A 22496-nucleotide genomic window follows, 5' to 3' on the forward strand; every position below is an offset into this window, starting at 1 on the left:
ACACGCACGCCATGAAAATCAACTGGTGGCCCTGGGGTTTCCTGACCCTGCTCAGCCTCGTGCTGCTGCTGTTCTTCGTGTTCTACCCGCTGGGCACGCTGTTCGTGAACAGCGTGCGCGACGAGTCGGGCGCGTTCTCGCTGTCCGGCTTCATCACCCTGCTGCAGGACAGCGAATACCTGCTCGCGTTCCGCAACACGCTGGTGCTCGGCGTGTCGGTCACGGCCTGCACCGTGGCCGTGGGCGTGCCCTTCGCCTACATGGTGGCGCGCTACGACTTCCCGCTGAAGAACCTGGTGGCGGTGCTGCCGATCATGACCATCGTGATCCCCGAGATCATCGTCGGCCAGTCGTGGCTGCTGCTGCTGGGCAACAACGGGCTGGTGACCAACCTGCTCGCGGGCGCGGGCATCACGCTGCCGACCTTCTACGGCTGGACCGGCATGGTGTTCTCCATGACCCTGGTCTACTACACCTACATCTACCTGGGCGTGCTGGCCGCGCTGCGCGGCTTCGACGGCCAGCTCGAAGAAGCCGGCCTGAGCCTGGGCACTTCGCCGCTGGTGACCAAGCTGCGCGTGCTGGTGCCGGTGATCCTGCCCGCGGTGCTGGTCAATGCGCTGGTGGTGTTCACGCTGGTGGTGGGCAACTTCGCGCTGTCGGTGGTGCTGGGCAGCAGCGTGCCGCTGCTGTCGGTCATGACGTACAACGCCTTCGTCGGCGAGATGGGCGGCAGCCCCACGCTGCAAAGCGCGATGTCGGTGGTGTCCATCGGTATCGTGGCCATCGTGCTGTTCTTCCAGAAGCGCGTGGTCGAACGCAAGATCTACACGATGACGCAGGGCCGCGCGCCCGCCGTGGTGCGCGTGCGCTCGGGCGCGGCGGTGTTCTACACGCTCAGCGTGGGCGTGATCATCGTGCTGTCGATGCTGCCGCTGCTCATCGTCTTCGTGGGCGCCTTCACCGAGACCAGCGGGCCCGTGATGCGCTGGGGCCAGTGGTCGCTGTCCAGCCTGGAGCGCGCGCTGCGCGGCGCGCCCGAGCCGATCATCAACTCGCTGAAGTTCGCCTCGATGGCCACCGTGGTGGGCGTGGCCTTCGCGGTGCTCGTGAGCTACCTGACGATCAAGAAGCGCAACCCCTTCACGCAGCTGCTCGACTACATCGTGGTGCTGCCGCTGACCATCTCGGGCACGGTGCTGGGCATTGCGCTGGTGCAGACCTTCAACACCGGCTGGCTGGTGCTGGCGGGCACCTCGGGGATCATGGTGCTGTGCTACACGGTGCGCCGCCTGCCGTTTGCGGTGCGCAATGCGTCGTCGACGCTGTTCAACATCTCGGACTCCATCGAGGAGGCCTCGATCAGCCTGGGCGTGTCGCCGCTGAAGACCTTCTTCAAGGTGCTGCTGCCGGCCATGAAGGCCTCGATCATCTCGGCCGCCATCCTGATGTGGGTGACCACGATCTCGGAGCTGTCGGCCTCCATCGTGGTCTACACGGGCGGCCTGGAGACCATGCCGATCGCCATCTTCCGCCAGGTCGACGGCGGCCGCCTGGGCCTGGCCTCGGCCTACGGCGCGGCGCTGGTCAGCGTGATCCTGCTGCCCATCGTGGTGGCGATCAAGGTGTTCCGCATCAACCTCTTCTCCAGCAAATGACCCACCCATTCACTTCAACCTGCGAGGTTTTCATGTCCTTCAAGTCCCTGGCGAAATGCGCGTTCGCGACCCTGGCCTTCACGGCGGGTGTCGCGGGTGCGCAGACGGTGGTGCTCTATTCGTCCAACAACACCGAGACCGTCGAGACCGCGCTGGCCGTGGTCAAGAAGAAGACGCCCGGGCTCACGGTGCAGCAGGTCACGGGCGGCACCGGCACGCTGATGAAGCGCATCCAGGCCGAGGCCAAGAACCCGCGCGGCGACGTGCTGTGGAGCGGCGGCTTTGGCACGCTGGGCGCCTACAAGGACCAGATGGCGCCCTACAAGTCGCCCGACCTCGCGGCCGTGCCCGCGGCCTTTCGCGGCCCGAACGACCTGTGGGTCGGCACCAACGTGCACGTGATGGTGATGATGGTCAACGAGCGCCAGCTCAAGGGCATGCCCGCGCCCAAGACCTGGTCGGACCTGATGCGCCCCGAGTGGAAGGGCAAGTTCGCCATCACCGACCCGAGCAAGAGCGCCACCGCCTACATGCTGGTGTATGGCCTGCTCAAGCAGTTCGGCCGCGACGGCCTGGGCAAGCTGGCGGCCAACGCGGTCGTCACCGCCTCGTCGGGCAGCACCTACAAGGGCGTGGCCGCCGGCGAGTACCCGGTGGGCCTGACCATCGAGTACGCGGCGCAGGAGTACGTGGCGGGCGGTCAGAAGGAGATCAAGCTGGTCTACCCGACCGAGGGCAGTTACCTGGCGCCCGAAGGCATGTTCATCGTGAAGGGCGCGAAGAACATGGACGCCGCCGTCGCGCTCTACAACGGCCTGCTGAGCAAGGAGACGCAGCAGGAGCTGCTGGTGAAGAACTTCCGCCGTCCGGTGCGCAGCGACATCGCGGTGTCCAAGCTCACCTCGCTGCCCGACCTGAGCGCCATCAAGGTCTTCCCGCTCGACCAGGAAGCGGCCTCGGCGGAGTACGAGCAGCTCGTGGCGCTGTGGAATCTGGCGGTGAAGGCGCGGTGACGAGTACGGCGAAAGCGCCTTCGACGCCGGTCAGCGCCTTCGATCTGTTCAAGATCGGCATCGGCCCTTCGAGCTCGCACACGGTCGGGCCGATGATCGCGGCGCGGCAGTTCGCCTGCCTGCTGCAAGCGCGGGGCCTGCTGCCGCAGGTGGCCGCGCTGGTGACGCAGCTGTACGGCTCGCTGAGCGCCACCGGCCGCGGCCACGGCACCGACCGCGCCGTGCTGCTCGGGCTCGCAGGCCACCGGCCGGACCGCATCGATCCCGACACCATCGAGCCCGCCATCGCGGCCATCCGACGCGAGCGGCGCCTGCACCTGCTCGGCACGCACGCCGTGGCATTCGACGAGAAGGAGCACCTGCTCTTCCTGCGCAAGAGCCTGCCCCGGCACCCGAACGGCCTGCGCTTCATCGCATTGGATGCGCAGGGCCAGGCCCTCGCCGAGGCGGATTACTTTTCGGTCGGCGGCGGCTTCGTCGTCGATGCGCAGGGCGAGAGCGTGCGCAACGAAGCCGGCGTGCAGCGCCCGGCACCGGCCGCCTTGCCCTTCGCCTTCGACACCGGCGCGGAACTGCTGGCGCAATGCCGCGCGCAGGGCCTGTCGATCGCCGCGCTGATGATGGCCAACGAAACGCAATGGCGGCCACAGGCCGAGGTGCGATCGGAATTGCTGCAGGTGTGGGACGCCATGGCCGGCGCCGTGCGGCGCGGCTGCGCGAGCACCGGCACCCTGCCCGGGCGCATGCAGGTGCGGCGGCGCGCGGCCGACCTGTTCGGGCAGCTGCAGGGCGACGGCACCGCGCAGGCCGCGCCCGACCCGCTCGCGGCGATGGACTGGGTCAACCTGTACGCCATGGCCGTGAACGAAGAGAACGCGGCCGGCGGGCGCGTGGTCACCGCGCCCACCAACGGCGCGGCGGGCGTGATCCCGGCGGTGCTGCACTACCACCAGCGCTTCTTTCCCGGCGCGGGCGACGAAGCCGTGGTCGAGTTTTTGCTCACCGCGGCGGCCATCGGCATCCTCTACAAGAAGAACGGCTCGCTCTCAGGCGCCGAGGTCGGCTGCCAGGGCGAGGTCGGCGTGGCCTGCTCGATGGCGGCGGGCGCGCTCGCCGCGGTGATGGGCGGCACGCCGGGCCAGGTCGAGAACGCCGCCGAGATCGGCATGGAGCACAACCTGGGCATGACCTGCGACCCGGTCAGCGGGCTGGTTCAGATCCCGTGCATCGAGCGCAATGCGATGGGCGCGGTGAAAGCCATCAATGCGGCGCGCATGGCTCTGCGCGGCGACGGCTCGCACTTCGTGTCGCTGGACAAGGTCATCCGCACCATGATGCAGACCGGCGCGGACATGAAGACCAAGTACAAGGAAACCTCGCGCGGCGGCCTCGCCGTGAACATCGTCGAGTGCTGACCGCCGCGCGGCCGGTCACACCTTCTCAGCCTGCAGGCCGGCGCGTGAACGCGAGGATCAGCCCGAAGCCGACCATCATGCTGCCGCTCACGCGGTTGAACCAGCGCATCGCGCGGCTGCCGTTGGCCAGCCGGCGCATGCGCGCGCCGAGCAGTGCATACAGCGCGATCGCCACCAGCTCGAACACCAGGAAGGTCACGCCCAGCAGCACGTAGCTGGAGGCGTACGCACCGGGCACCACGAACTGCGGAAAGAAGGCGGTGAACACCAGGATCGCCTTCGGGTTGCCGGCCGCCACCGTGAACTCCTGGCGCACCAGCGCGGGCATCGACGGCGGGGCGGCCTCGTGCGCCTGCACTTGCGCGGTCGGTGCCGGCGCGCGCAGCAGCCGGACGCCGATCCACACGAGGTACGCGGCGCCGATGTACTTGATGACATCGAAGGCCAGCTCCGACGCGACCAGCACCGCGCCCATGCCCAGGCCCGCGATGGCGATCATGACCGCGAAGGCCACGAGCCGGCCGCTCGCCGCGATGACCGCCGGCGACACGCCGTGCTTGGCGCCGTTGGTGACCGACAGCAGGTTGTTGGGGCCGAACGCCATGTTGATGGCGAAGCAGGCGGGCAGGAACAGCAGGTAGGCGGACAGGGTCATGGCGCATCCGGCGGTGGGTGTGGCGGGGTGACCATTATTTCAGCAGTCCGGGGCGGCGCGTCGCTCTGCCTGCGGTGCTCGTTTGCCCTCGCGCGCACCCCACGAATCACCAAGGCGCCGCTGTGCAGCGTTGGTGGGCGCGTCCTTCATCTCGCGGGTTTGCACCAATTTCATGACGAATATGGTGGGGCATCATTCGATTAATTGTTCAACAAAACATAAATCTAAGCTCAACCAAGATCAAGCGGTTGAGGCCTGGATGCATGGTCGTGTTGACCAATTGCCTAGGCTCACGGCGACCGGCCGCGAGGCTTTCCTGGTTTGCACATCACATTCATGGGAGCGATTCGTCATGGCAAGCGACTTTCATCCGAGCCCCTCTGCGGGGGACGACTGCAAAGCGAAGGACGCCACGGGCGTCCCGCAGGGCGGCATCTCCTGGCGTCGGAATGCATTGGGGCTGGGCATCTGTGCGGCGGTACTGGCGGGATGCGGAGGTGGCGGCGGAGGTGGCGGTGCTGACCCGGCCACCGTCGCGGCCATTGCAGCAGCGATCGCCGCTGCCAACGCACCGCCGCCCGCACCGCCACCCACGACGAATCCCCCACCACCCGCGCCGCCGGCGATCCAGGCCAGGTGCGCGATGGACACCGGCGTCGCGGCCTCGTACGAAGAGCAGCGCCTGCCCAACAAGCTCAGCGCCAGCGATGCGGCGAGCTTCTCGCAGCAGGTGCTGCAGGCCAGCGGCTTCGACAAATTCGGGCCGGCGTTCGCACTCAAGCTGTGCAAGGACGGCCTGGCCGGCGCGTCGAGCTACGACGCGGCCGTGGCCCTGCTGAAGGCCGAGGGCCAGCAGCTGTGGCAGGCCGCGGTGGACCGGGTGCAGGGCCGCAAGGTCGAGGGCAGCCTGCCGCAGAGCGACGACCGCATGCTGTACTGGGCGCGCCTGACCATGACGCTCGCGCTGCGCCAGTGGAAGCCCGACTTCCCGCTCGACGACGCACAGCGCGCCGCACTGGAGAACGAATTCGAGCGCGCGTCGCGCGGCCAGTACGCGATCGATTTCCCGGAGGGCGCGGGCCACAAGCGCATCCTCGTCAGCGGCTTCGATCCCTTCACGCTGGGCACGCCGGGCGTTCACGACAACCCGAACATCCGCATCGGCAACCCTTCGGGCGCGACCATCCTCTCGCTGGACGGCAACACCGTGGCGCTGGGGGACGGCACCACGGCCGTCATCCGCACCTTCATCCTGCCCGTGAACTACCCGCCCTTCCTGCAGGGCATGCAGGAAGACACGCTGGGACCGTGGTTCAAGCCCGGGCCCAAGCGCGTGGACGCGTCCATCTCCATGAGCCAGGGCGGTGGTGCCTTCCATCTGGAGCACTTCAACGGCCGCTACCACCTGGCCAGCATCCCGGGCAACGACAACGTCTGGCCCGCCTGCATGGACGGCGACAGGTTCCCGTCGGTGCTGGACTGCGACATCTATCCGCCGGAGCGCTGGCTCGGCTTCCTGCCGCGGCCCTGGGCCAAGGAGACGCCGCCGCAGTTCACGGTGTCGACGCTGCCGTTCCAGGCCATGATCGACGCGAAGACCGGCGAGGGCGTCATCAACCGCGACACCGGCACGCCCGGTGGCTGGGACGTGCTGCGGCGCGACACCTACTCCGTGCAGCCGTGCAAGAAAGACGCGCTGGGCCCGCTGGACAACAACTGCGCCAGCCGGGGCGGCGGCGGCAACTACCTCTCCAATGCGAGCGCGTACCGCAACACGCTGCTGCGCGACACCTTCAAGCTGAACATTCCCGCCGGACACATCCACACGCCGGTCATGACGCGTTTCGGTGCAGGCAGCGACGGCAAGATCACGGATGCAACCTTCGAGGGCTTCCGCGATTCCATCGTGGCCCAGGGCCGCAACCTGGTGATCGCGATGGCGAAGACCCTGTCGGCGCCGGCACCCTGACAACGTTGCATCACAAGAAGGCATGGACATGAAACACCAACTCTTCATCGGCATCGTCGGCCTGGCGTTGTCAGGCGCGGCCCTGGCGCAACCCACCGAGAGCTTCTACCTGATGCGCAACAAGGTCAGCGGCAAGGCCGTCTGCGCGCAGCATCCGATCAGCCCCGACTGGGTGCGCGAGGCCGGCCCCTTCAAGGACCAGGACTGCAAGGTCGCGGACAAGCCCGAGCCCCGGCGCTCCGACCTGCCGGCCAGCCCGCTCGAGCTGGCCCCCAAGAAGAAGGAATAGCCGGCTTGGCCGTCGGCGCCACGGCGTGCATGGATTGCACGCCGCGGCTTCGCCTCGTTCATTCGTTTCCTCTCCTCCCTTTTCCCTCTTTGCACTCCTGGAGCGTTTCCATGCGAAATCCCTACGCGCACGCCGTCGTCACTGCCTTCGCGGGCCTGGCCTTCTCTCTCGGCGCTCACGCCCAGACCAAATGGGATCTGGCCAATGCCTACCCCGCGACCAACTACCACACCGAGAACATCACGCAGTTCGCGAAAGACGTGGACGCGGCCACCGGCGGCAAGCTGAAGATCACGGTGCACGCCAACGCGTCGCTGTTCAAGGCGCCCGAAATCAAACGCGCCGTGCAAAGCGGCCAGGCTCAGGCCGGCGAGATCCTGCTGGCCAACTACGCCAACGAGAACCCGATCTACGCGCTGGACGGCGTGCCCTTCCTGGCCACCACGTACCCCGAGGCCCGCAAGCTCTACGACGCCTCCAAGCCCGCGATGGACAAGCTGCTTGCCGCGCAAGGCATCAAGGTGCTGTTCGTGGTGCCCTGGGCGCCGCAGGGCATCTACACCAAGAAGGAGATCGGCTCGGTGGCCGACCTGCGCGGCATCAAGTGGCGCGCCTACAGCCCGGCCACCGCCAAGATCGCCGAGCTCATCGGCGCGCAGCCCGTACAGATCCAGCAGGCCGAACTGAGCGCCGCCATGGCCACCGGCGTGATCGAGAGCTACATGAGCTCCGGCTCCACCGGCTACGACACCAAGACCTTCGAGCACATCAAGAACTTCTACGACACGCAGGCCTGGATTCCGAAGAACGCGATCCTCGTGAACGCCAAGGCCTTCGATGCACTCGATGCGACCACCAAGGCGGCAGTGACCAAGGCCGCAGCCGACGCCGAGGCGCGCGGCTGGAAGGTCGCACAGGAGAAGAACGACGAGTACAAGCGCCTGCTCGCCGAGCGCGGCATGAAGGTGCACAAGCCTTCGCCCAAGCTGGACACCGACATGCGCCAGGTCGGCGGCATCATGCAGGCCGACTGGCTCAAGGCTGCCGGTGCCGATGGCGCCGCCATCGTCGACACCTATAAAAAGAAGTAAGCCGTGCGCCGCTTCCTCGATCGCCTGTACGACGGTGCAGGCGCGCTGGGCGCTTTCTGCGTCTTCCTGATCTTCGTGCTGATGATCGTGGCCGGTGTGGGCCGCCAGATGAACTGGCACGTGAGCGGACTCAACGACATCGTCTCCTGGCTGTGCGCCGCGGCGGCCTTCTTTGCGATGGCGCATGCGTTCCGGCATGGTGACTTCGTTCGCGTGACGCTGCTGCTGGACGCGGTGCCGCTGAAAGTGCGACGTGTGCTGGACGTGATGTGCCTGCTGATCGCGGCAGTGTCGGTGGCCTACCTGACCTACTGGGCCACCAGCTTCACGTACGAGAGCTACGAGTTCGCGGAGATGGCCACAGGGTTGGTGGTCATTCCGATCTGGATTCCGCAGTCCGCCTTCGTGATCGGCTGTTGGCTGCTCTTGATCGCCATGCTCGATGAGTTGGTGGGCGTGGTGCGCGGCGAAAAGCCCAGCTACCAGCGCGCCATCGAAGAACGGCACGCAGCCGGCGATTTTTCCTCCGACGTCTGAACGCACGCCATGCTCGAAACACTGCTCATGGGCGCGCTCTTGCTCGCCATCATGCTTCTCTTGCTCGCCGGCGGCGTCTGGATCGCCATGACCCTGGCCATCGTCGGCTGGGTCGGCCAGGCCTTCTTCACCAACACGCTGCCCGGCAAGAACCTGTTCTCGGCCTTCTGGGAAAGCAATGCGAGCTGGGAGCTGGCGGCGCTGCCGCTGTTCATCTGGATGGGCGAGATCCTGTTCAGAACCAAGCTCAGCGAAGAGATGTTCGAGGGTTTGAGGCCGTGGCTCAACCGCGTGCCCGGCCGGCTCATGCACACCACCATCCTCGGCTGCGGCGTGTTCGGCTCGGTCTCGGGCTCCTCGGCCGCCACCTGCGCGACCATCGCCAAGGTGGCACTGCCCGAGCTCAAGCGCCGCGGCTACAACGAGAAGCTGGCCATCGGCTCGCTGGCCACGGCCGGCACGCTGGGCATCCTGATCCCGCCCTCGATCACCATGGTGGTGTACGCGGTGGCGGCCGACGCCTCGATCATCCGCATCTTCCTGGCCGGCTTCCTGCCGGGGTTCCTGCTGATGCTGCTGTTCTCGGGCTACATCGGCTGGTGGAGCCTGCGCCACCCCGACCAGGTACCGCCGGCCGACCCGCCCACCACCTTCATGGAGAAGATCAGGCTCTCAGGCAACCTCATTCCCTGCGCGCTGCTGATCGTGTTCATCGTCTGGGTGCTGGTGGCCGGCTGGGCCACGGCCACCGAGTGCGCGGCCTTCGGGGTGCTGGGCTCGTTGGCGATTGCGGCCTACGGCAAGAGCCTGACCTGGCAGAACTTCAAGGACGGGATCATGGGCGCCACGCGCACCAGCTGCATGATCATGTTCATCCTGGCCGGGGCTGCGTTCCTGACCAAGACCATGGCCTTCACCGGCATCCCGCGCGAGCTGGCCGAGTGGGTCGACAGCATGCACCTGTCGCCCTATGCGCTGATCGGCGCGCTGGTGGTGGTGTACCTGGTGCTGGGCACGGCGCTGGACGGCATCTCGATGATCGTGCTGACCAGCGCGGTGGTGCTGCCGATGATCCAGAAGGCAGGCTTCGACCTCGTCTGGTTCGGCATCTTCGTGGTGCTGCTGGTCGAGATCGCCGAGGTCACGCCGCCGGTGGGCTTCAACCTGTTCGTGCTGCAGAACATGACGGGAAAAGACAGCAACGTGATCGCCAAGGCAGCGATTCCGTTCTTCTTCTGCCTCGTGCTGTGCATCGCGCTGATCACGCTGTTCCCGTCGATCGTGACGATCCTGCCTGACCTGGTGATGGGCAAGGAGCGCTAGCGCAGCAGCCCGCGCGGCGCGGGCGGACTCAACTAGTTGTCGAGTCCGCCGTCCGGCATCTGCCGCGCATACACCGCGAGCACGATGCGCTCGGAGTGGATGAGGTAGTCGTTCAGCGCCGCAGAGCCCTCGGCGAACTTGCCGGCCTCGATGAGCTCCAGCAGCTTCGTGTTCATGTCCACGTAGGGCGCGTGCAGGAACTCCGGGTCTTTCAGCAGCCCGAAGGCCAGCCGCAGCTCGACCAGGATGTGGGCGAACAGCACGTTCAGCCGCTCGCTGTCGGCCAGCTCGACGATGCCCTTGTGGAACTCCATGTTGGCCGTGCCCACGCCCAGCCAGTCGCCGGCGTCGCGGCATTTCAGCGCCATCTCGACCGCCTCGCGCATGTGCTTCTTGGCGGGGTGGCGCGGGTAGGCCTGCGCCAGCGCCTGGCACTCGATGAGCCGGCGCACGCGGTAGATGTCGATGATCGACGCGATGCTCGGCACCGCCACGAACACGCCGCGGTTCGGCGCGTGCTTGAGCAGGCCTTCCTTGGTCAGCGTGCGGAACACCTCGCGCAGGGTGTTGCGCGAAATCTCCAGGCTGTCGGCCAGCGCGGCCTCCGACAGCCGCTGCCCCGGCGAGAACTCGCCCTTCACGATCTTCTGGCGGATCAGCTCGGCCACGCGGTCGTTGAGCGTGAGCGCGCCGGCGGCCGGCGAGGCGGGGGAAGTGGGGGAATCCAGTCGGGTCATGCCGGTCGGTCGGAGGGGAAAAGAGAGGGGCGCAGCGAGCCTGCGTTGTAACAGACGGCCCCCGTGCCGCGCCGCGCCCGTGCACCGAAACGCGCCCGTTTCAGGGTTTTCATGGGGGTATTCAGGCACTGTTGTTGGGCACACTACATGAAATTGTTCAACAACTTGTTTGAAATGAGTGATTCATAAGAAATGAATTGCTCATTCATTGGCATGAGGTTTGCATCAATCGACCGCACCGGTGCCTCTGCGCCGGTGTTTTGCATTGCAACGAAAGACCAACCATGACACCTGAAGTCCCCCTGTGGCCGCTGATCGGCGTGGCCGTGATCATTGCGGGGTTCATCCTGCGCTTCAATCCGATGCTGGTCGTGATCGTCACGGCCATCGTCACGGCGTTCGCCGCCGGCTTCGGCCCGATGGCGATCCTCACGGCCATCGGCACCGGCTTCATCAAGACACGCAACCTGCCGCTGATCATTCTTCTGCCGCTGGCGGTGATCGGCCTGCTGGAGCGCCACGGCCTGCGCCAGCACGCGCAGAACTGGATCAGCCGCATCAAGTCGGCCACCGCCGGCCGTCTGCTGATCGTCTACCTCGCGGCGCGTGAACTCACGGCGGCCATGGGTCTGACCAGCCTGGGCGGGCATCCGCAGATGGTGCGTCCGCTGCTCGCGCCGATGGCCGAAGGCGCCACCGAAACGCGCTACGGCAAGCTGCCCGACCGCATCCGCCACAAGCTGCGCGCCTACGCCGCGGCCACCGACAACGTGGGCCTGTTCTTCGGCGAAGACATCTTCGTGGCCTTCGGCGCCATCGTGCTCATGACCACCTTCCTGCACGAAGCCGGCATCGACGTGGAGCCGCTGCACATCGCGATGTGGGGCATCCCGACGGCCATTGCCGCCTTCATCATCCACGCCTGGCGCCTGCGCCGGCTCGACCAGGCACTGGCCCGTGAGTTGGGCGGCGCCGCAGAGGCCGACGTGCCCGCCACCGCCGTGCCCGCCAAGGAAGGACGCTGAGCATCATGATCCTCTCGATCCAGCACCTGTACCTCCTGGTCGGCTTCATCCTCGCCGTCACGGCCGTGATGACGCTGGCCGACCGCCAGCACCCCAAGCGCTACACCAGCGCGCTCTTCTGGGGCATCTATGCGCTGGTCTTCCTGGTCGGCGACAAGCTGCCGCCGGCACTGGTCGGCGTTGGCGCGATCGGCATGGCCGTCATTGCCGGCCTGCGCGGCGTCGGCGCGGGCAAGCACCGCGAACCCACGCCCGAGCAGTACCAGGCCAGCGCCACGCGCCTGGGCAACAAGCTGTTCATTCCGGCGCTGGCGATTCCGCTGGTCACCGTGATCGGCACCGTGGGCATGAGCCACATCAAGCTCGGCGGCACGCTGCTGCTCGACCCCAAGAACACCACGCTGGTGAGCCTGGGCATCGGCTGCGTGGTGGCGTTGGCGCTGGCCTGCTGGCTGACGCGCGAGACGCCCGTGCAGGGCATGCGCGAGTCGCGCCGCCTGACCGACGCGCTCGGCTGGGCCGTGGTGCTGCCGCAGATGCTCGGCATGCTGGGCCTGGTGTTCTCCGACGCCGGCGTGGGCAAGGCGGTGGCGCACATCACCACCAGCTACATCAACATGGACATCCGCTTCGTCGCCGTCGCGGTGTACGTGCTGGGCATGGCCCTCTTCACCATCATCATGGGCAACGGCTTCGCGGCCTTCCCGGTGATGACGGGCGGCGTCGGCGTGCCGGTGCTGGTGGGCGTGTACCACGGCGACCCGGCCGTGATGGCGGCCATCGGCATGTTCTCGGGCTACTGCGGCACGCTCATGACGCCGATGGCGGCCAACTTCAACATCGTGCCCGCGGCGCTGCTGGAGCTGCCCGACAAGAACGCGGTGATCAAGGTGCAGATACCCACGGCGGCCGCGCTGCTGGTGGTCAACATCTTCCTGCTGTACTTCCTGATGTTCCGCTGAGGCACCGCGCATGACCACCGCCACCGATGCCAAGGCACGCCGCGTGCTGCTCGCGGGCTTCGAGCCCTTCGAGAACGACCCGGTCAACCCCGCGTGGGAGATCGCCCGCGCGCTCGACGGCTGGACCTGCGAAGGCGCCGTGGTGCAGGCGGTCCAGCTGCCCTGCGTGTTCGGCCGCGCCATCGACACGCTCGACGCCGCGTTGATCGGCTCGCCGCTGCAGCTGGTGCTGTGCATCGGCGCGGCGGGCGGGCGCACCGAGATCTCGATGGAGCGCGCCGCGCTGAACATCGACGACGCGCGCATTCCCGACAACGCCGGCCAGCAGCCCATCGACCTGCCCGTGGTCAGGGACGGCCCGGCGGCCTATTTCTCGACGCTGCCGATCAAGGCCATGGTGCGCGACATGCGCGCGGCGGGCCTGCCCGCGGCCGTGTCGAACAGCGCCGGCACTTTCGTGTGCAACCACATCTTCTACGCGCTCATGCACCGGCTTGCGACGCGCCCGGCGCTGGCGCACACGCGCGGCGGCTTCGTCCACGTGCCCTACCTGCCCGAGCAGGCCGCCTCCAAGCCCGGCGTGGCGAGCATGGCGCTGGACGCGCAGGTGGAGGCCTTCCGCGTGGCGATCCGCACCGCGCTCACCGTGCGCCACGACGTGCGCGAAACCGCCGGCCGGCTGCATTGATTCCTGAGGCGTGCCGTGCACGCCGGAGACCCCCGATGAACATCGACTTGAACAGTGACCTCGGCGAGAGCCTCGGCGTCTGGCGCATGGGCGACGACGCCGCCATGCTCGACATCGTCAGCAGCGCCAACGTGGCCTGCGGCTTCCACGCCGGCGACCCGGCGGGCATCCTGCGCACGCTGCGCCAGGCGAAGGAACGCGGCGTGGCCGTGGGCGCCCACGTGGCCTACCGCGACCTCGTCGGCTTCGGCCGCCGCAACATGGACGTCGACAGCGCCGACCTGCGCGCCGACGTCATCTACCAGATCGGCGCCCTGAAGGGCCTGGCCGCTGCGGCCGGCACCGAGGTGCGCTACGTGAAGCCGCACGGCGCGCTGTACAACACCATCGCGCACGACGAGCGCCAGGCGCGCGACGTGATCGCGGCCCTGCGCGAGATCGACGCCAGCCTCGTGCTCGTCGCGCTCGCGGGCTCGCCGCTCGTGGGCTGGGCCGAGGCGCAGGGCCTGCGCGTGGTGGCCGAGGCCTTTGCCGACCGCGCCTACACGCCGCAAGGCACGCTGGTGTCGCGCCGCGAACCCGGCGCCGTGCTGCACGACGCCAACGACGTGGCCGAGCGCATGCTGCGGCTGGCCAACGAAGGCACTGTCACCGCCATCGACGGCAGCGTGGTGCGCATCCGCGCCGACTCGATCTGCGTGCACGGCGACAGCCCTGGCGCGGTCGAGATGGCGCGTCGCGTGCGCGAGCGGCTCGTGCAGGCCGGCGTGACGATCCGCCCCTTCGCCGAGGCTGCGACCGCATGACGACCTCGATGCGCTTTCTTCGCGTCAACCTGAATACCGTGCTGGTCGAGCTCGACGACCTGGCGCAGACCCTCGCGCTGCTGGCCTCGCTGCGCGCCAAGCCTGTCGCCGGCATCGACGAGCTGGTGCCCGCCGCGCGCACCATCCTCATCACCTTCCGGCCCGCCGTGCTGTCGGCCGCCGCACTGGCACACGCCGTGCGCCAGCGAACGCTCGACGCCCGGGAGACGCGCGCCGACAAGCGCATCGAGATTCCCGTGCGCTACGACGGCGAAGACATCGCCGAAGTGGCCGGCCTGCTCGGCATCACGCCCGACGAGCTGGTGCGCCGCCACACCGGCAGCGACTACACCGTCGCCTTCACCGGCTTCGCGCCCGGCTTCGCCTACCTGAGCGGCGGCCACCCGAGCCTGAACGTGCCACGCCGCGCGGTGCCGCGCACCCGCATCCCCGCGGGCGCCGTCGGGCTCGCGGGCAGCTTCAGCGGCGTGTACCCGCAGGCCAGCCCCGGCGGCTGGCAGATCATCGGCGTGACCGACACACCCATGTGGGACCTGTCGCGCGAAACGCCCGCGCTGTTGCAGCCCGGCGATGCGGTGCGTTTTGTCGATGCCACGTCGTTGACGGTGGCGTTGCCTGTCGTCGAGAGCGTTGTCGCGGCGCCCGCGCCTGCTGCCGTCGAAGGCGGCAGCGCCTTCGAAGTTCGCGCCGCCGGCTTGCAAGCGCTGTGGCAGGACGGCGGTCGACATGGCCAGGCGCGGCAGGGCGTGTCCGCCTCCGGTGCGATGGACCAGCGCTCGCTGCAAGCGGCCAATCGATTGGTCGGCAATGCGTCGGACGTGGCCTGCCTCGAACTGGCCTACGGCGGCTTCCAGTTCGTCTGCCGCGGCAACGCAGTGATCGCTGTCACTGGCGCCGACGGCCCGCTCACGCTGACCCGCGCCGACGGCGCGCAATGGCCGCTGCCGCGTTACCAGCCGGTCGCACTGGCCGACGGCGACACCGTCGCTGTCGGCGAGCCCACCGCCGGCATCCGCAGCTATCTGTCTGTGCGCGGCGGCTTTACCGTGGCGCCCGTGCTCGGCAGCTGCGCGACCGACACACTGGCCCGCATCGGCCCGCCCGCCGTGGCGGCGGGCGATGTGCTGCCTGTGCGCAGCGTCGCCACCGGCGCTGTCGTCGGCGCCACCGAAGTGCCACCGAACGACCTGCCCACCCTGCAGGAAGAAGTCGTGCTCGACATCGTGCTCGGCCCGCGCACCGACTGGTTCACCGCCGACGCCGTCGAGCGCCTGTGCAGCCAGCCGTGGGTGGTGACGCCGCAGTCGAACCGCGTCGGCATCCGCTTGAACGGCGAAGCGCCGCTGGTGCGTGCCAACAGCGCCGAGCTGCCCAGCGAGGGCACGGCGCGCGGCTCGATCCAGGTGCCGCCCAGCGGCCAGCCCGTGCTGTTCCTGGCCGACCACCCGCTCACCGGCGGCTACCCCGTGATCGCGTCGGTCGCCACCCACCACCTGGACCGTGCGGGGCAGATCCCCGTGAACGCCCGCGTCCGCTTCCAACCGATGGCCGGCCACGGCGCCATTGAACTTTGATTTGAGATCGAGAGTCCCGCGATGAAAAAAGTCCTGATCGCCAACCGCGGCGAAATCGCCGTGCGCATCGCCCGCGCCTGCGCCGACCACGGCGTGCAGTCGGTCGCCGTCTACGCCGATCCCGACCTGAATGCGCTGCACGTGCGCCGCGCCGACGAGGCCTACGGCCTGGACGGCCACCGCCCGGCCGACACCTACCTCAACATTCCCAAGCTGCTGGCCATCGCCAAGCGCAGCGGTGCCGATGCCGTGCACCCCGGCTACGGTTTCCTCTCGGAAAGTGCGGCCTTCGCGCAGGCCGTGATCGACGCCGGCCTCACGTGGATCGGCCCTTCGCCTTCGGCCATCGCCACGCTGGGCGACAAGGTGCAGGCCCGCAAGCTCGCATTGAAGGTCGGCGCGCCGCTCGTCGCGGGCACGGCCGACCCGGTCAGCAACGCGGGCGAGGTGCTCGCCTTTGCCGAACAGCACGGCCTGCCGATCGCCATCAAGGCGGCCTTCGGCGGCGGCGGGCGCGGCATCAAGGTCGCATGGCGGCTCGACGAAGTCGAAGGCCTCTACGAATCGGCCGTGCGCGAAGCCATCACCGCCTTCGGCCGCGGCGAGTGCTACGTCGAGCAGTTCCTCGACCGCCCGCGCCACGTCGAGGCGCAGGTCATCGCCGACACGCACGGCAACGTCGTCGTGCTCGGCACGCGCGACTGCTCGTTGCAGCGGCGCAACCAGAAGCTGGTCGAAGAAGCGCCCGCGCCCTTCCTGAGCGACGCACAGCGCGAGCGCATCCACCAGTCGGCACGCGACATTTGCGCGGCCGCCGGCTACACCGGCGCCGGCACCGTCGAGTTCATGCTGAGCGCGAGCGGCGCCATCTCTTTCCTCGAGGTCAACACGCGCCTGCAGGTCGAACACCCCGTGACCGAGGAGACCACCGGCATTGACCTCGTCATCGAACAGCTGCGCATCGCCGAAGGCCTGCCGCTGTCGGTCACAGAGACGCCCGCACCGCGCGGCCACTCCTTCGAATTCCGCATCAACGCCGAAGACGTGGGCCGCGGCTTCCTGCCGACACCCGGCCCCGTCCACGTGTTCGACGCCCCCTCGGGCCCGGGCGTGCGCGTGGACACCGGCGTGGACGCCGGCTCGCAGGTGCCCGGCACCTTCGACTCGCTGATGGCCAAGCTCATCGTCACCGGCGCCACGCGCGCCCAGGCCATCGCACGCGCACGTCGCGCCCTCAAGGAATTCCGCATCGAAGGCCTGGCGACAGTGCTGCCGTTCCATCGCGCGGTGATGGCGCACCCCGACTTCGTGTCGGAAGACACGTTCAAGGTCCACACACGCTGGATCGAGACGGACTTTGCGAACGACGAAGCGGCGGGCATGCGGCCCGATCCGCTGCCGGATGCGTCGCTGCACCGCACGGCCATCGAGATCGACGGGCGGCGCATGTCGCTGGGGTTGCCCGCGGAGTTGCTGCGTGGGTTGGCGTCGGCGGGTGGCGGTGCTGCTGCTGCGCCTGGCGTCGTTGCGAACGCGACTGCAGCGGATGTCGCCGCCGTGGCTGCGCCGGTGTCGGGCACGTTGCAAGGCTGGAAAGTCGCGGACGGCGACGAGGTCGCTGAAGGTGCGGTCATCGCGGTGATGGAGGCGATGAAGATGGAGATGCAGGTGGTTGCGCACCGCGCGGGGCGCATCGTGTTCGCGGCGGTGGCGGGGGGCTATGTGGCAGCCGGGACGGCGATCGCGCGCATTGGGTGAATGAGGGCGGCCGTCAAGGCTTGAGGAAAAAGGCGACGAGTCCTGAAACGATGCAGGGTGCGAACGTCACGGCGGCCATGTAGGTCTCGAGACGTGCGCCTGTATCGCGTGCATCGACAAGTACATAGCGCGCACCGAGGTAGAGCAACGCGGTGCCAGCCAGCACGAGCACGAACAGCCGGGCTTGCTTCAAGCGAGGTGCCCATGAGGGATGTGGACGCACGCGATGGCCGATCAGGAAGAGCGTGCACACCACCGACGGCAGGGTGCCGAGGATCAGGATGAGGGCGATCGGATTCATCTGGAGCTGGCGTCACCGGGCGGCGATGGTCTGGCAGCTGGATGCTGCAGGTTCGCGAGGTGATGACGGAACCTGCTGCGGGCTTCTTCAGCTCTTGTCGAACACGCGCCGGTAGCGGCCGTGGCCGCGCGGTTCGCGGCGGGTGCCCGTGCGCAGGATCTTCAATGCGGCTGTCGCGAGAAAGCCTGCGTTGTCTTGCAGATCCTTGACATCTGCATCCGTCATCAGAGGCAGTGTTCCCGGCTCTTTTGCATCCTGTGCGATCACGCGGCGTTCGAAATTGTTGAGTTCATAACCGCGGGCGTAGTTACGCAGGTTCGCCGCGGCGGAAGGCAGCGACTCTTCGTCTGCCGCCTTCAGCAACCGATCGTGCGTGGCCTTCTTTTGCTTGATGGCGGCCACGAAGTCCTCGCGGTTCTCCTTCGTGATGGGGCCAAGCATCCAGAACCCACCGTGCGAGTCGTGGACATACTTGTCGAAGAAGTCGTTGGCGGTTTGCGGAACATCCTTGGCGGCAGCGACGGCGCGCAGGAGGCGCTTTTCCACCTCGTTGGCGCGGGGCGGCTGGTCAACGTAGACGCCCGCTCTGGGAACGAACACCCGTCGGGGCTGGTTGGCCGCCTGAGCGGCCTTGACGTCTTCACGCCAGTCGAGTTCTGACTCCCAGAGATCCTGTCGGTCCTGCTTGTTGGAGGCTTCGTAACTCGCCATGGCCTTGAAGGTGGCTTCGTCGCTCTTGGACGCACGCCAGCGCCAATACAACTCCATGTGATAGCGCATGCGGTTCTGCACGGGCTCGCCGCCATTGGCGACGTTCTGCTTTTCCTCTGTCGCGGTCCAGGCTGCGTAATCGCTGAAGGCTTTGTCGAGTGCTGGGTTGACCTCGAAATCACCACTGACCTGGCCGGGCATTTCAGTCTTGCTGCGCAAGCGAACGCCTGCAGTCAGTGCCTCGAAATACATGTCCATCAGGGGAATCTGCGAGAGCAATGCGGTTCGCCCCTCGACACCCTTGCCTTGGGACTTCGACGGATAGCCTCCGCCCAGGTCAGAGTGAGCCCCCGGATAGACGAACTCCTTGGTGTTCGGCGGGTAGTTCGTGGCTCTGATGCGTGCCGTGGACAGCGGAAACGACTGACGTATTTCGTGTGCCGCCACGTAGTGAACGGTCTGGTTGACGCCGTGGATGTCCATGGTGCCGTCGGCCCAGTCCTGAAAGCCTTCGCCGACGGGCGACGAATCGGCCAGCCCGACAGACGCCACGGTGTCGAAGATACCCAGGAAATGAAGCTCCAGTGTTGCTTCGCCGATCGTCATGTTCTCGGCGACCAGCTGGATCCACTGGCAAAAGGCGCGCGCTTCGGCCGCACCACGCGAAAATCCGAAGACCGACAGATGCATCTTGGTCACCCGCGGCCGTTGGTCCTTGATGGCTTTCAGCAGGCGCTTTTGAATGCCCCCGAAGATGCTGATCATCTTGGCATCGCCCAGGCGCCACCAAGTCTTCAGCTCATCGACACAAAGTGTCTTCGCCTCTTCAGGCTGGATCAACAGAACACCGTAATAGGCCATGTGCAGGGCGTTGTAGATCTGTATCAACGCCCAATGGATGCGCGCTTCACCCCCGGTGCCGAAGCGCTTGCCGTTGTCCAGTTCCTTGATCTCTCCGATCTCGGGGAAATGTGTGCCGACGCCAGGGATGTAGAAGCGAAAATTCTCGACCTCGTCGTCCTTGTGCGCGTTGAAGAGGCTGACCACATTCGTGTGACTCTGGTCGCGTGAGTCGCGAATCAGGTTGTTGTTGGTGCCGTCAAAAAACAGGCCCACGTGAATCTCTTTGGCGCAACTCAGGGAATTGGCCTTGCTCGGGTCGGCGCTAGCGGCGCGTTGGCACAGTTCGCGTGCGGTCAGGGTCCGGTCGGCGCGCGAGTGGTCGCCAGGCAGTGCGGGCTGGTAGTTCTTGCCACCCGGGTCGTTGTCCCACCAGTCGCCTTTGGGCGCATTGGCCGTCCACTTGTAGCTGGGCAAACACTCGATGGCCCTGCCTGCGTCGTCCGACCACACCAGTATCTGCAGCCCCGTTTCCTTGACGATGCACTCGGCCGTGCAAAGCTTGGCGGTCTTGAAGTAGAGATAGCGCTTCTCACGGGTGTTGGCGTCGAAGCTGATTTCGTACCAGCCTTCTTCAAATTTTTCCATGTGTTGCTCCCGGATTTCTCAAGACATCTCTGGTTCGTCTTGGCTCACCATTTCCAGTCCGCAGGCTTCACCGGAGAGGCCGGACCGGGATAGTCCTTGGCACCGGCCCTCTTGTTGGAGATGATCAGCCGGACCTCGTTGTTCGGCAGGAAATGCACGTTCAGGAGCCCACCGGGTTCGTCATATTTTTCGATGGGAACGACTTTTTCATGCCACCGGGGCTTGATTGCATCCGGTCGTTTGTCGCCCGGAATTCCGCTGGAGGTCGTCCACTTCACTGTTGCATTGAGGCCGGCGCGCCACTTGGCGGGAAAGGAGATGCAGCACACAAAGCTGCCGCCGCCGCCGTACGGGTATGAGTTGCCGCCGCCGGCCCCGTCCACATAGAACTCGTGGATGTAGTCCTGCGTGTGGTTGTAGGCGCTGATGTTGGCGCTGTAGCTTTCGGCCGCCGGCTTCTTGCTGCTGCAAGCCACCAGTGGCAGCGTCAGGAGCGCCAGTGCGCAAAGCGTCAAGGTTGTGGTGCGTTTCATGGCGTGTGGCCTTTCCATACGTTCATAGGTTGTTCCTCCCGGACTCTTGTCGAATCTCTTGTTCGCCTCGACTCACCATTTCCAATCCGGCGGCTTCACCGGATAGGCGGGGCCAGGGTAGTTCTTGGCACCCGCCCCTTTGCTGGAAATGATCAACCGAACTTCGCCTTCGGGAAGAAAGTGGAGGTTGAGCATGCCGCCCGGCACGGTGTATTCCTCGATGGGCACGACCTTCTCGTGCCAATGCTGGACATACGCTTCCGGTCGCCGATCGCCTGGAATGCCGCTGGAGGTGGCCCAGCGCACCTTGGCGCTCAAGCCAGGGCGCCATGCGGCGGGATACGAGATACAGCACACGAAGCTGCCGCCACCGCCATACGCGCTCGAATGGCCGCCGAACATCCCATCGACATACGGCTCGATATGGTCGGCCGTGTGGTTGTAGGGGCTGAGACTGGCGCTGTAGCTTTCAGCCGCCGGCTTCTTGCTGCTGCAAGCCCCCAACAACGCCAACGCGCAAAGAACCAAGAGAGCAAAGCGCTTCATGAAGCCTTGCCCTCCAACGCCTTCCACAGTTCGTCGCTCCAGCCCTTCATCAGGCCCGACAGGCTGGTGCCTTGTGCGACGGCCTTCCATGTGTCCGACAGATCGGGATGCTGGTGGAAGTCATCGCCGCAGGTCAGCGAGAGCACCACGAACTGCAACCGGTCCGGGTTGCCTGCCACGTGCAGGCGCGTGGCAACCGCGAGGGCGCGCTGGAGCCGCTGATGAAACGCTGCCCGGTCGGTCTGCGGCACCAGCTGCGACACCGTCTCGAGCAACTGCGCAAAGATGCCGTCGGCTTCCGAGGCATCCAGGAGCGTCGCGAATTGCGATGCATCGAGTTCGAGATGGTCGCGGGCATCGGCCACACCGTCCTTCCCATCAGCAGCAAGCCAGTTGCCGACCATGGCACCGCTGCGATCGAACCACTGCCATTGCGCAATGGCTTGTGCCACGCGCCGTGCCTGTGGCTCGGCCAGCGTGGCAAGCAGCGTCGGAAGCACGCGCACATCGCCCATGCGGCAGTGCAGCTTCAAGCCGTCGTGCCGCGCCTGCGCAAGGTAGCCGAAGCAGGCCTGCAAATCCGCAGCGGCGTGGCTGGAGGCGATCCAGCTGAATGCGGGCGCCGCCGGGTCGATCGTGGCGAGGCGCCGCAAGCCCTCGGTGCGCACCTCGTCGTCCAGTGGCAGCTCCAGCAGCTGCGGTCCCCTTGCGCCATAGGCCTCCAACGGTGTGTTGGCCAGCGCATTGACGTGCGACCACCCGTTGCGGCGCAGCACCGATGCGAGGCGCGCCGGGTCGAGCAAGGCCGCATCGACCAACAACCAGAGGCCGACGGATGACGGTTGGGCGTCGGCCATCGCTTGCACGGCATGGGCAAGGTGGAGGGGGTCGATCGGATCGGTCGCGAATTCCAACGCCGCACTCACTGCAAGGCGGAGAAGGGGGCTCCGCTTTGTGCTGCCTTCAGCATGCACTCGATGCAGATGCTCTGCGGGAACAGCGGCAGCCCATACGGCGAGCTTGTCGGCCCGGCCAGTTTGCGCTGCACCGCGTGATACGTGATCTTTCCCGGGCACTCGAAGGTGATGTCCCCATCCTGCAGCGTGATCGACGCGCCCTGCGCCGTCGCGATGCGGATCTTCTTCTTGGCCGCGAACTCCACCGTCTGGTCGGTGCTGGCGATCTTCAGCGCTTCCTTGGCCTGCACGCGCAGTTCGTCGTGCTGCGCCTGGAAGTCCAGGTCGTCGTTGCCCGCGATGACCGACAGGCCTGTGTCTGCGTCCGCCTTCTGCGCCCCGGCCAGCACCCCGATGGCTTGCCCGCTGTGCACGCGCAGCACGTCGGCCAGCGCCAGGTTGATGTCGCCGCCGCTGGCCAGCGTGGCGGTCTCGCCGCT

General features: G+C 66.9%; 22 protein-coding genes. 14 read left to right on the forward strand and 8 right to left on the reverse strand.

The genetic code is table 11. The annotated features are described in order from the left end of the window. Positions 1-11: 11 nt before the first annotated feature. The 3 genes from AC1RL8_RS24535 to AC1RL8_RS24545 are packed head-to-tail and all read left to right on the forward strand — an operon-like array spanning position 12 to position 4086. On the forward strand, positions 12-1658 hold the full coding sequence (locus AC1RL8_RS24535; RefSeq protein ID WP_062477436.1) for an ABC transporter permease: 1647 nt from the start codon (positions 12-14) through the stop codon (positions 1656-1658). A 32-nt stretch (positions 1659-1690) separates the two neighbouring features. Continuing rightward, positions 1691-2671 (forward strand): ABC transporter substrate-binding protein, encoded by a 981-nt coding sequence (locus tag AC1RL8_RS24540; protein ID WP_070063193.1) that lies wholly within the window; start codon positions 1691-1693, stop codon positions 2669-2671. Further along, entirely contained in the window at positions 2668-4086 is a 1419-nt protein-coding gene (locus AC1RL8_RS24545) for an L-serine ammonia-lyase (protein WP_492686994.1), read from the forward strand. The genes AC1RL8_RS24540 and AC1RL8_RS24545 overlap by 4 nt, the downstream gene beginning before the upstream one ends. 25 nt (positions 4087-4111) lie before the next feature. On the opposite strand, the gene AC1RL8_RS24550 is transcribed toward AC1RL8_RS24545, so the two are convergent. Beyond that, positions 4112-4741, reverse strand: coding sequence for a LysE family translocator (locus AC1RL8_RS24550; protein WP_492686993.1), 630 nt, complete (start codon positions 4739-4741; stop codon positions 4112-4114). Between the two features lie 643 nt (positions 4742-5384). Between AC1RL8_RS24550 and AC1RL8_RS24555 the strand changes: the two genes are divergently transcribed. From AC1RL8_RS24555 to AC1RL8_RS24575, 5 genes are all read left to right on the forward strand, one after another. Beyond that, entirely contained in the window at positions 5385-6710 is a 1326-nt protein-coding gene (locus AC1RL8_RS24555; protein ID WP_492686992.1) for a PA0049 C-terminal domain-containing protein, read from the forward strand. Positions 6711-6738: 28 nt separating this feature from the next. Beyond that, positions 6739-6999, forward strand: coding sequence for a hypothetical protein (locus AC1RL8_RS24560; RefSeq protein WP_225616844.1), 261 nt, complete (start codon positions 6739-6741; stop codon positions 6997-6999). Between the two features lie 110 nt (positions 7000-7109). Further along, a complete protein-coding gene (locus AC1RL8_RS24565; protein ID WP_492686991.1) occupies positions 7110-8090 on the forward strand; it encodes a TRAP transporter substrate-binding protein in 981 nt (326 codons plus the stop codon). Between the two features lie 3 nt (positions 8091-8093). Continuing rightward, positions 8094-8627 carry a TRAP transporter small permease gene (locus AC1RL8_RS24570; protein ID WP_095747225.1) on the forward strand — a complete coding sequence of 178 codons (534 nt, stop codon included), beginning with the start codon at positions 8094-8096 and terminating at the stop codon, positions 8625-8627. Between the two features lie 9 nt (positions 8628-8636). After that, positions 8637-9950: a TRAP transporter large permease gene (locus AC1RL8_RS24575; protein WP_095950361.1), complete on the forward strand. Its 1314-nt coding sequence runs from the start codon at positions 8637-8639 to the stop codon at positions 9948-9950. Between the two features lie 32 nt (positions 9951-9982). Here AC1RL8_RS24575 and AC1RL8_RS24580 read toward each other — a convergent pair whose 3' ends face one another. Continuing rightward, entirely contained in the window at positions 9983-10687 is a 705-nt protein-coding gene (locus tag AC1RL8_RS24580) for a GntR family transcriptional regulator (RefSeq protein ID WP_235944293.1), read from the reverse strand. Positions 10688-10971: 284 nt separating this feature from the next. Between AC1RL8_RS24580 and AC1RL8_RS24585 the strand changes: the two genes are divergently transcribed. From AC1RL8_RS24585 to AC1RL8_RS24610, 6 genes are read left to right on the forward strand one after another with little or no spacing between them, the layout of a single operon-like run. Next, the gene (locus tag AC1RL8_RS24585) at positions 10972-11712 is read left to right on the forward strand and encodes a DUF969 domain-containing protein (protein ID WP_062477421.1); all 741 of its coding nucleotides are present in this window, start codon (positions 10972-10974) and stop codon (positions 11710-11712) included. A gap of 5 nt (positions 11713-11717) precedes the next feature. After that, positions 11718-12674: a DUF979 domain-containing protein gene (locus AC1RL8_RS24590; protein ID WP_095747223.1), complete on the forward strand. Its 957-nt coding sequence runs from the start codon at positions 11718-11720 to the stop codon at positions 12672-12674. Between the two features lie 10 nt (positions 12675-12684). Further along, entirely contained in the window at positions 12685-13362 is a 678-nt protein-coding gene (pcp, locus tag AC1RL8_RS24595; RefSeq protein WP_492686990.1) for a pyroglutamyl-peptidase I, read from the forward strand. Positions 13363-13397: 35 nt separating this feature from the next. Next, complete coding sequence (locus tag AC1RL8_RS24600; protein ID WP_369645572.1) at positions 13398-14168, forward strand: LamB/YcsF family protein; 771 nt, start codon at positions 13398-13400, stop codon at positions 14166-14168. Between the two features lie 8 nt (positions 14169-14176). Further along, on the forward strand, positions 14177-15763 hold the full coding sequence (locus AC1RL8_RS24605; protein ID WP_492687093.1) for a 5-oxoprolinase subunit B/C family protein: 1587 nt from the start codon (positions 14177-14179) through the stop codon (positions 15761-15763). Between the two features lie 21 nt (positions 15764-15784). Further along, positions 15785-17521 carry an acetyl/propionyl/methylcrotonyl-CoA carboxylase subunit alpha gene (locus tag AC1RL8_RS24610; protein ID WP_492686989.1) on the forward strand — a complete coding sequence of 579 codons (1737 nt, stop codon included), beginning with the start codon at positions 15785-15787 and terminating at the stop codon, positions 17519-17521. 13 nt (positions 17522-17534) lie between these two features. On the opposite strand, the gene AC1RL8_RS24615 is transcribed toward AC1RL8_RS24610, so the two are convergent. From AC1RL8_RS24615 to AC1RL8_RS24640, 6 genes are all read right to left on the reverse strand, one after another. Continuing rightward, on the reverse strand, positions 17535-17822 hold the full coding sequence (locus AC1RL8_RS24615) for a hypothetical protein (RefSeq protein WP_492686988.1): 288 nt from the start codon (positions 17820-17822) through the stop codon (positions 17535-17537). Positions 17823-17909: 87 nt separating this feature from the next. Continuing rightward, the gene (locus AC1RL8_RS24620; protein ID WP_492686987.1) at positions 17910-20021 is read right to left on the reverse strand and encodes a T6SS phospholipase effector Tle1-like catalytic domain-containing protein; all 2112 of its coding nucleotides are present in this window, start codon (positions 20019-20021) and stop codon (positions 17910-17912) included. A gap of 44 nt (positions 20022-20065) precedes the next feature. Further along, the gene (locus tag AC1RL8_RS24625) at positions 20066-20554 is read right to left on the reverse strand and encodes a DUF3304 domain-containing protein (protein WP_369630586.1); all 489 of its coding nucleotides are present in this window, start codon (positions 20552-20554) and stop codon (positions 20066-20068) included. 72 nt (positions 20555-20626) lie between these two features. Further along, positions 20627-21100, reverse strand: coding sequence for a DUF3304 domain-containing protein (locus AC1RL8_RS24630; protein ID WP_492686986.1), 474 nt, complete (start codon positions 21098-21100; stop codon positions 20627-20629). Then, positions 21097-22014, reverse strand: coding sequence for a DUF4123 domain-containing protein (locus tag AC1RL8_RS24635; RefSeq protein ID WP_492686985.1), 918 nt, complete (start codon positions 22012-22014; stop codon positions 21097-21099). The genes AC1RL8_RS24630 and AC1RL8_RS24635 overlap by 4 nt, the downstream gene beginning before the upstream one ends. Positions 22015-22022: 8 nt before the next feature. Further along, on the reverse strand, positions 22023-22496 hold a 474-nt coding region (locus AC1RL8_RS24640), incomplete at its 5' end, for a DUF2345 domain-containing protein (protein ID WP_492686984.1).

The sequence above is a fragment of the Variovorax sp. GW822-FHT04E09 genome (genome assembly GCF_058800845.1).

Bases quoted from the DNA above. Each gene is read 5' to 3' on its own strand.
- AC1RL8_RS24535 (WP_062477436.1), top strand. From the start codon at position 12: ATGAAAATCAACTGGTGGCCCTGGGGTTTCCTGACCCTGCTCAGCCTC.
- AC1RL8_RS24540 (WP_070063193.1), top strand. From the start codon at position 1,691: ATGTCCTTCAAGTCCCTGGCGAAATGCGCGTTCGCGACCCTGGCCTTC.
- AC1RL8_RS24550 (WP_492686993.1), bottom strand. From the start codon at position 4,741: ATGACCCTGTCCGCCTACCTGCTGTTCCTGCCCGCCTGCTTCGCCATC.
- AC1RL8_RS24555 (WP_492686992.1), top strand. From the start codon at position 5,385: ATGGACACCGGCGTCGCGGCCTCGTACGAAGAGCAGCGCCTGCCCAAC.
- AC1RL8_RS24560 (WP_225616844.1), top strand. From the start codon at position 6,739: ATGAAACACCAACTCTTCATCGGCATCGTCGGCCTGGCGTTGTCAGGC.
- AC1RL8_RS24565 (WP_492686991.1), top strand. From the start codon at position 7,110: ATGCGAAATCCCTACGCGCACGCCGTCGTCACTGCCTTCGCGGGCCTG.
- AC1RL8_RS24575 (WP_095950361.1), top strand. From the start codon at position 8,637: ATGCTCGAAACACTGCTCATGGGCGCGCTCTTGCTCGCCATCATGCTT.
- AC1RL8_RS24580 (WP_235944293.1), bottom strand. From the start codon at position 10,687: ATGACCCGACTGGATTCCCCCACTTCCCCCGCCTCGCCGGCCGCCGGC.
- AC1RL8_RS24585 (WP_062477421.1), top strand. From the start codon at position 10,972: ATGACACCTGAAGTCCCCCTGTGGCCGCTGATCGGCGTGGCCGTGATC.
- AC1RL8_RS24590 (WP_095747223.1), top strand. From the start codon at position 11,718: ATGATCCTCTCGATCCAGCACCTGTACCTCCTGGTCGGCTTCATCCTC.
- pcp (WP_492686990.1), top strand. From the start codon at position 12,685: ATGACCACCGCCACCGATGCCAAGGCACGCCGCGTGCTGCTCGCGGGC.
- AC1RL8_RS24600 (WP_369645572.1), top strand. From the start codon at position 13,398: ATGAACATCGACTTGAACAGTGACCTCGGCGAGAGCCTCGGCGTCTGG.
- AC1RL8_RS24605 (WP_492687093.1), top strand. From the start codon at position 14,177: ATGCGCTTTCTTCGCGTCAACCTGAATACCGTGCTGGTCGAGCTCGAC.
- AC1RL8_RS24610 (WP_492686989.1), top strand. From the start codon at position 15,785: ATGAAAAAAGTCCTGATCGCCAACCGCGGCGAAATCGCCGTGCGCATC.
- AC1RL8_RS24615 (WP_492686988.1), bottom strand. From the start codon at position 17,822: ATGAATCCGATCGCCCTCATCCTGATCCTCGGCACCCTGCCGTCGGTG.
- AC1RL8_RS24620 (WP_492686987.1), bottom strand. From the start codon at position 20,021: ATGGAAAAATTTGAAGAAGGCTGGTACGAAATCAGCTTCGACGCCAAC.
- AC1RL8_RS24625 (WP_369630586.1), bottom strand. From the start codon at position 20,554: ATGAAACGCACCACAACCTTGACGCTTTGCGCACTGGCGCTCCTGACG.
- AC1RL8_RS24630 (WP_492686986.1), bottom strand. From the start codon at position 21,100: ATGAAGCGCTTTGCTCTCTTGGTTCTTTGCGCGTTGGCGTTGTTGGGG.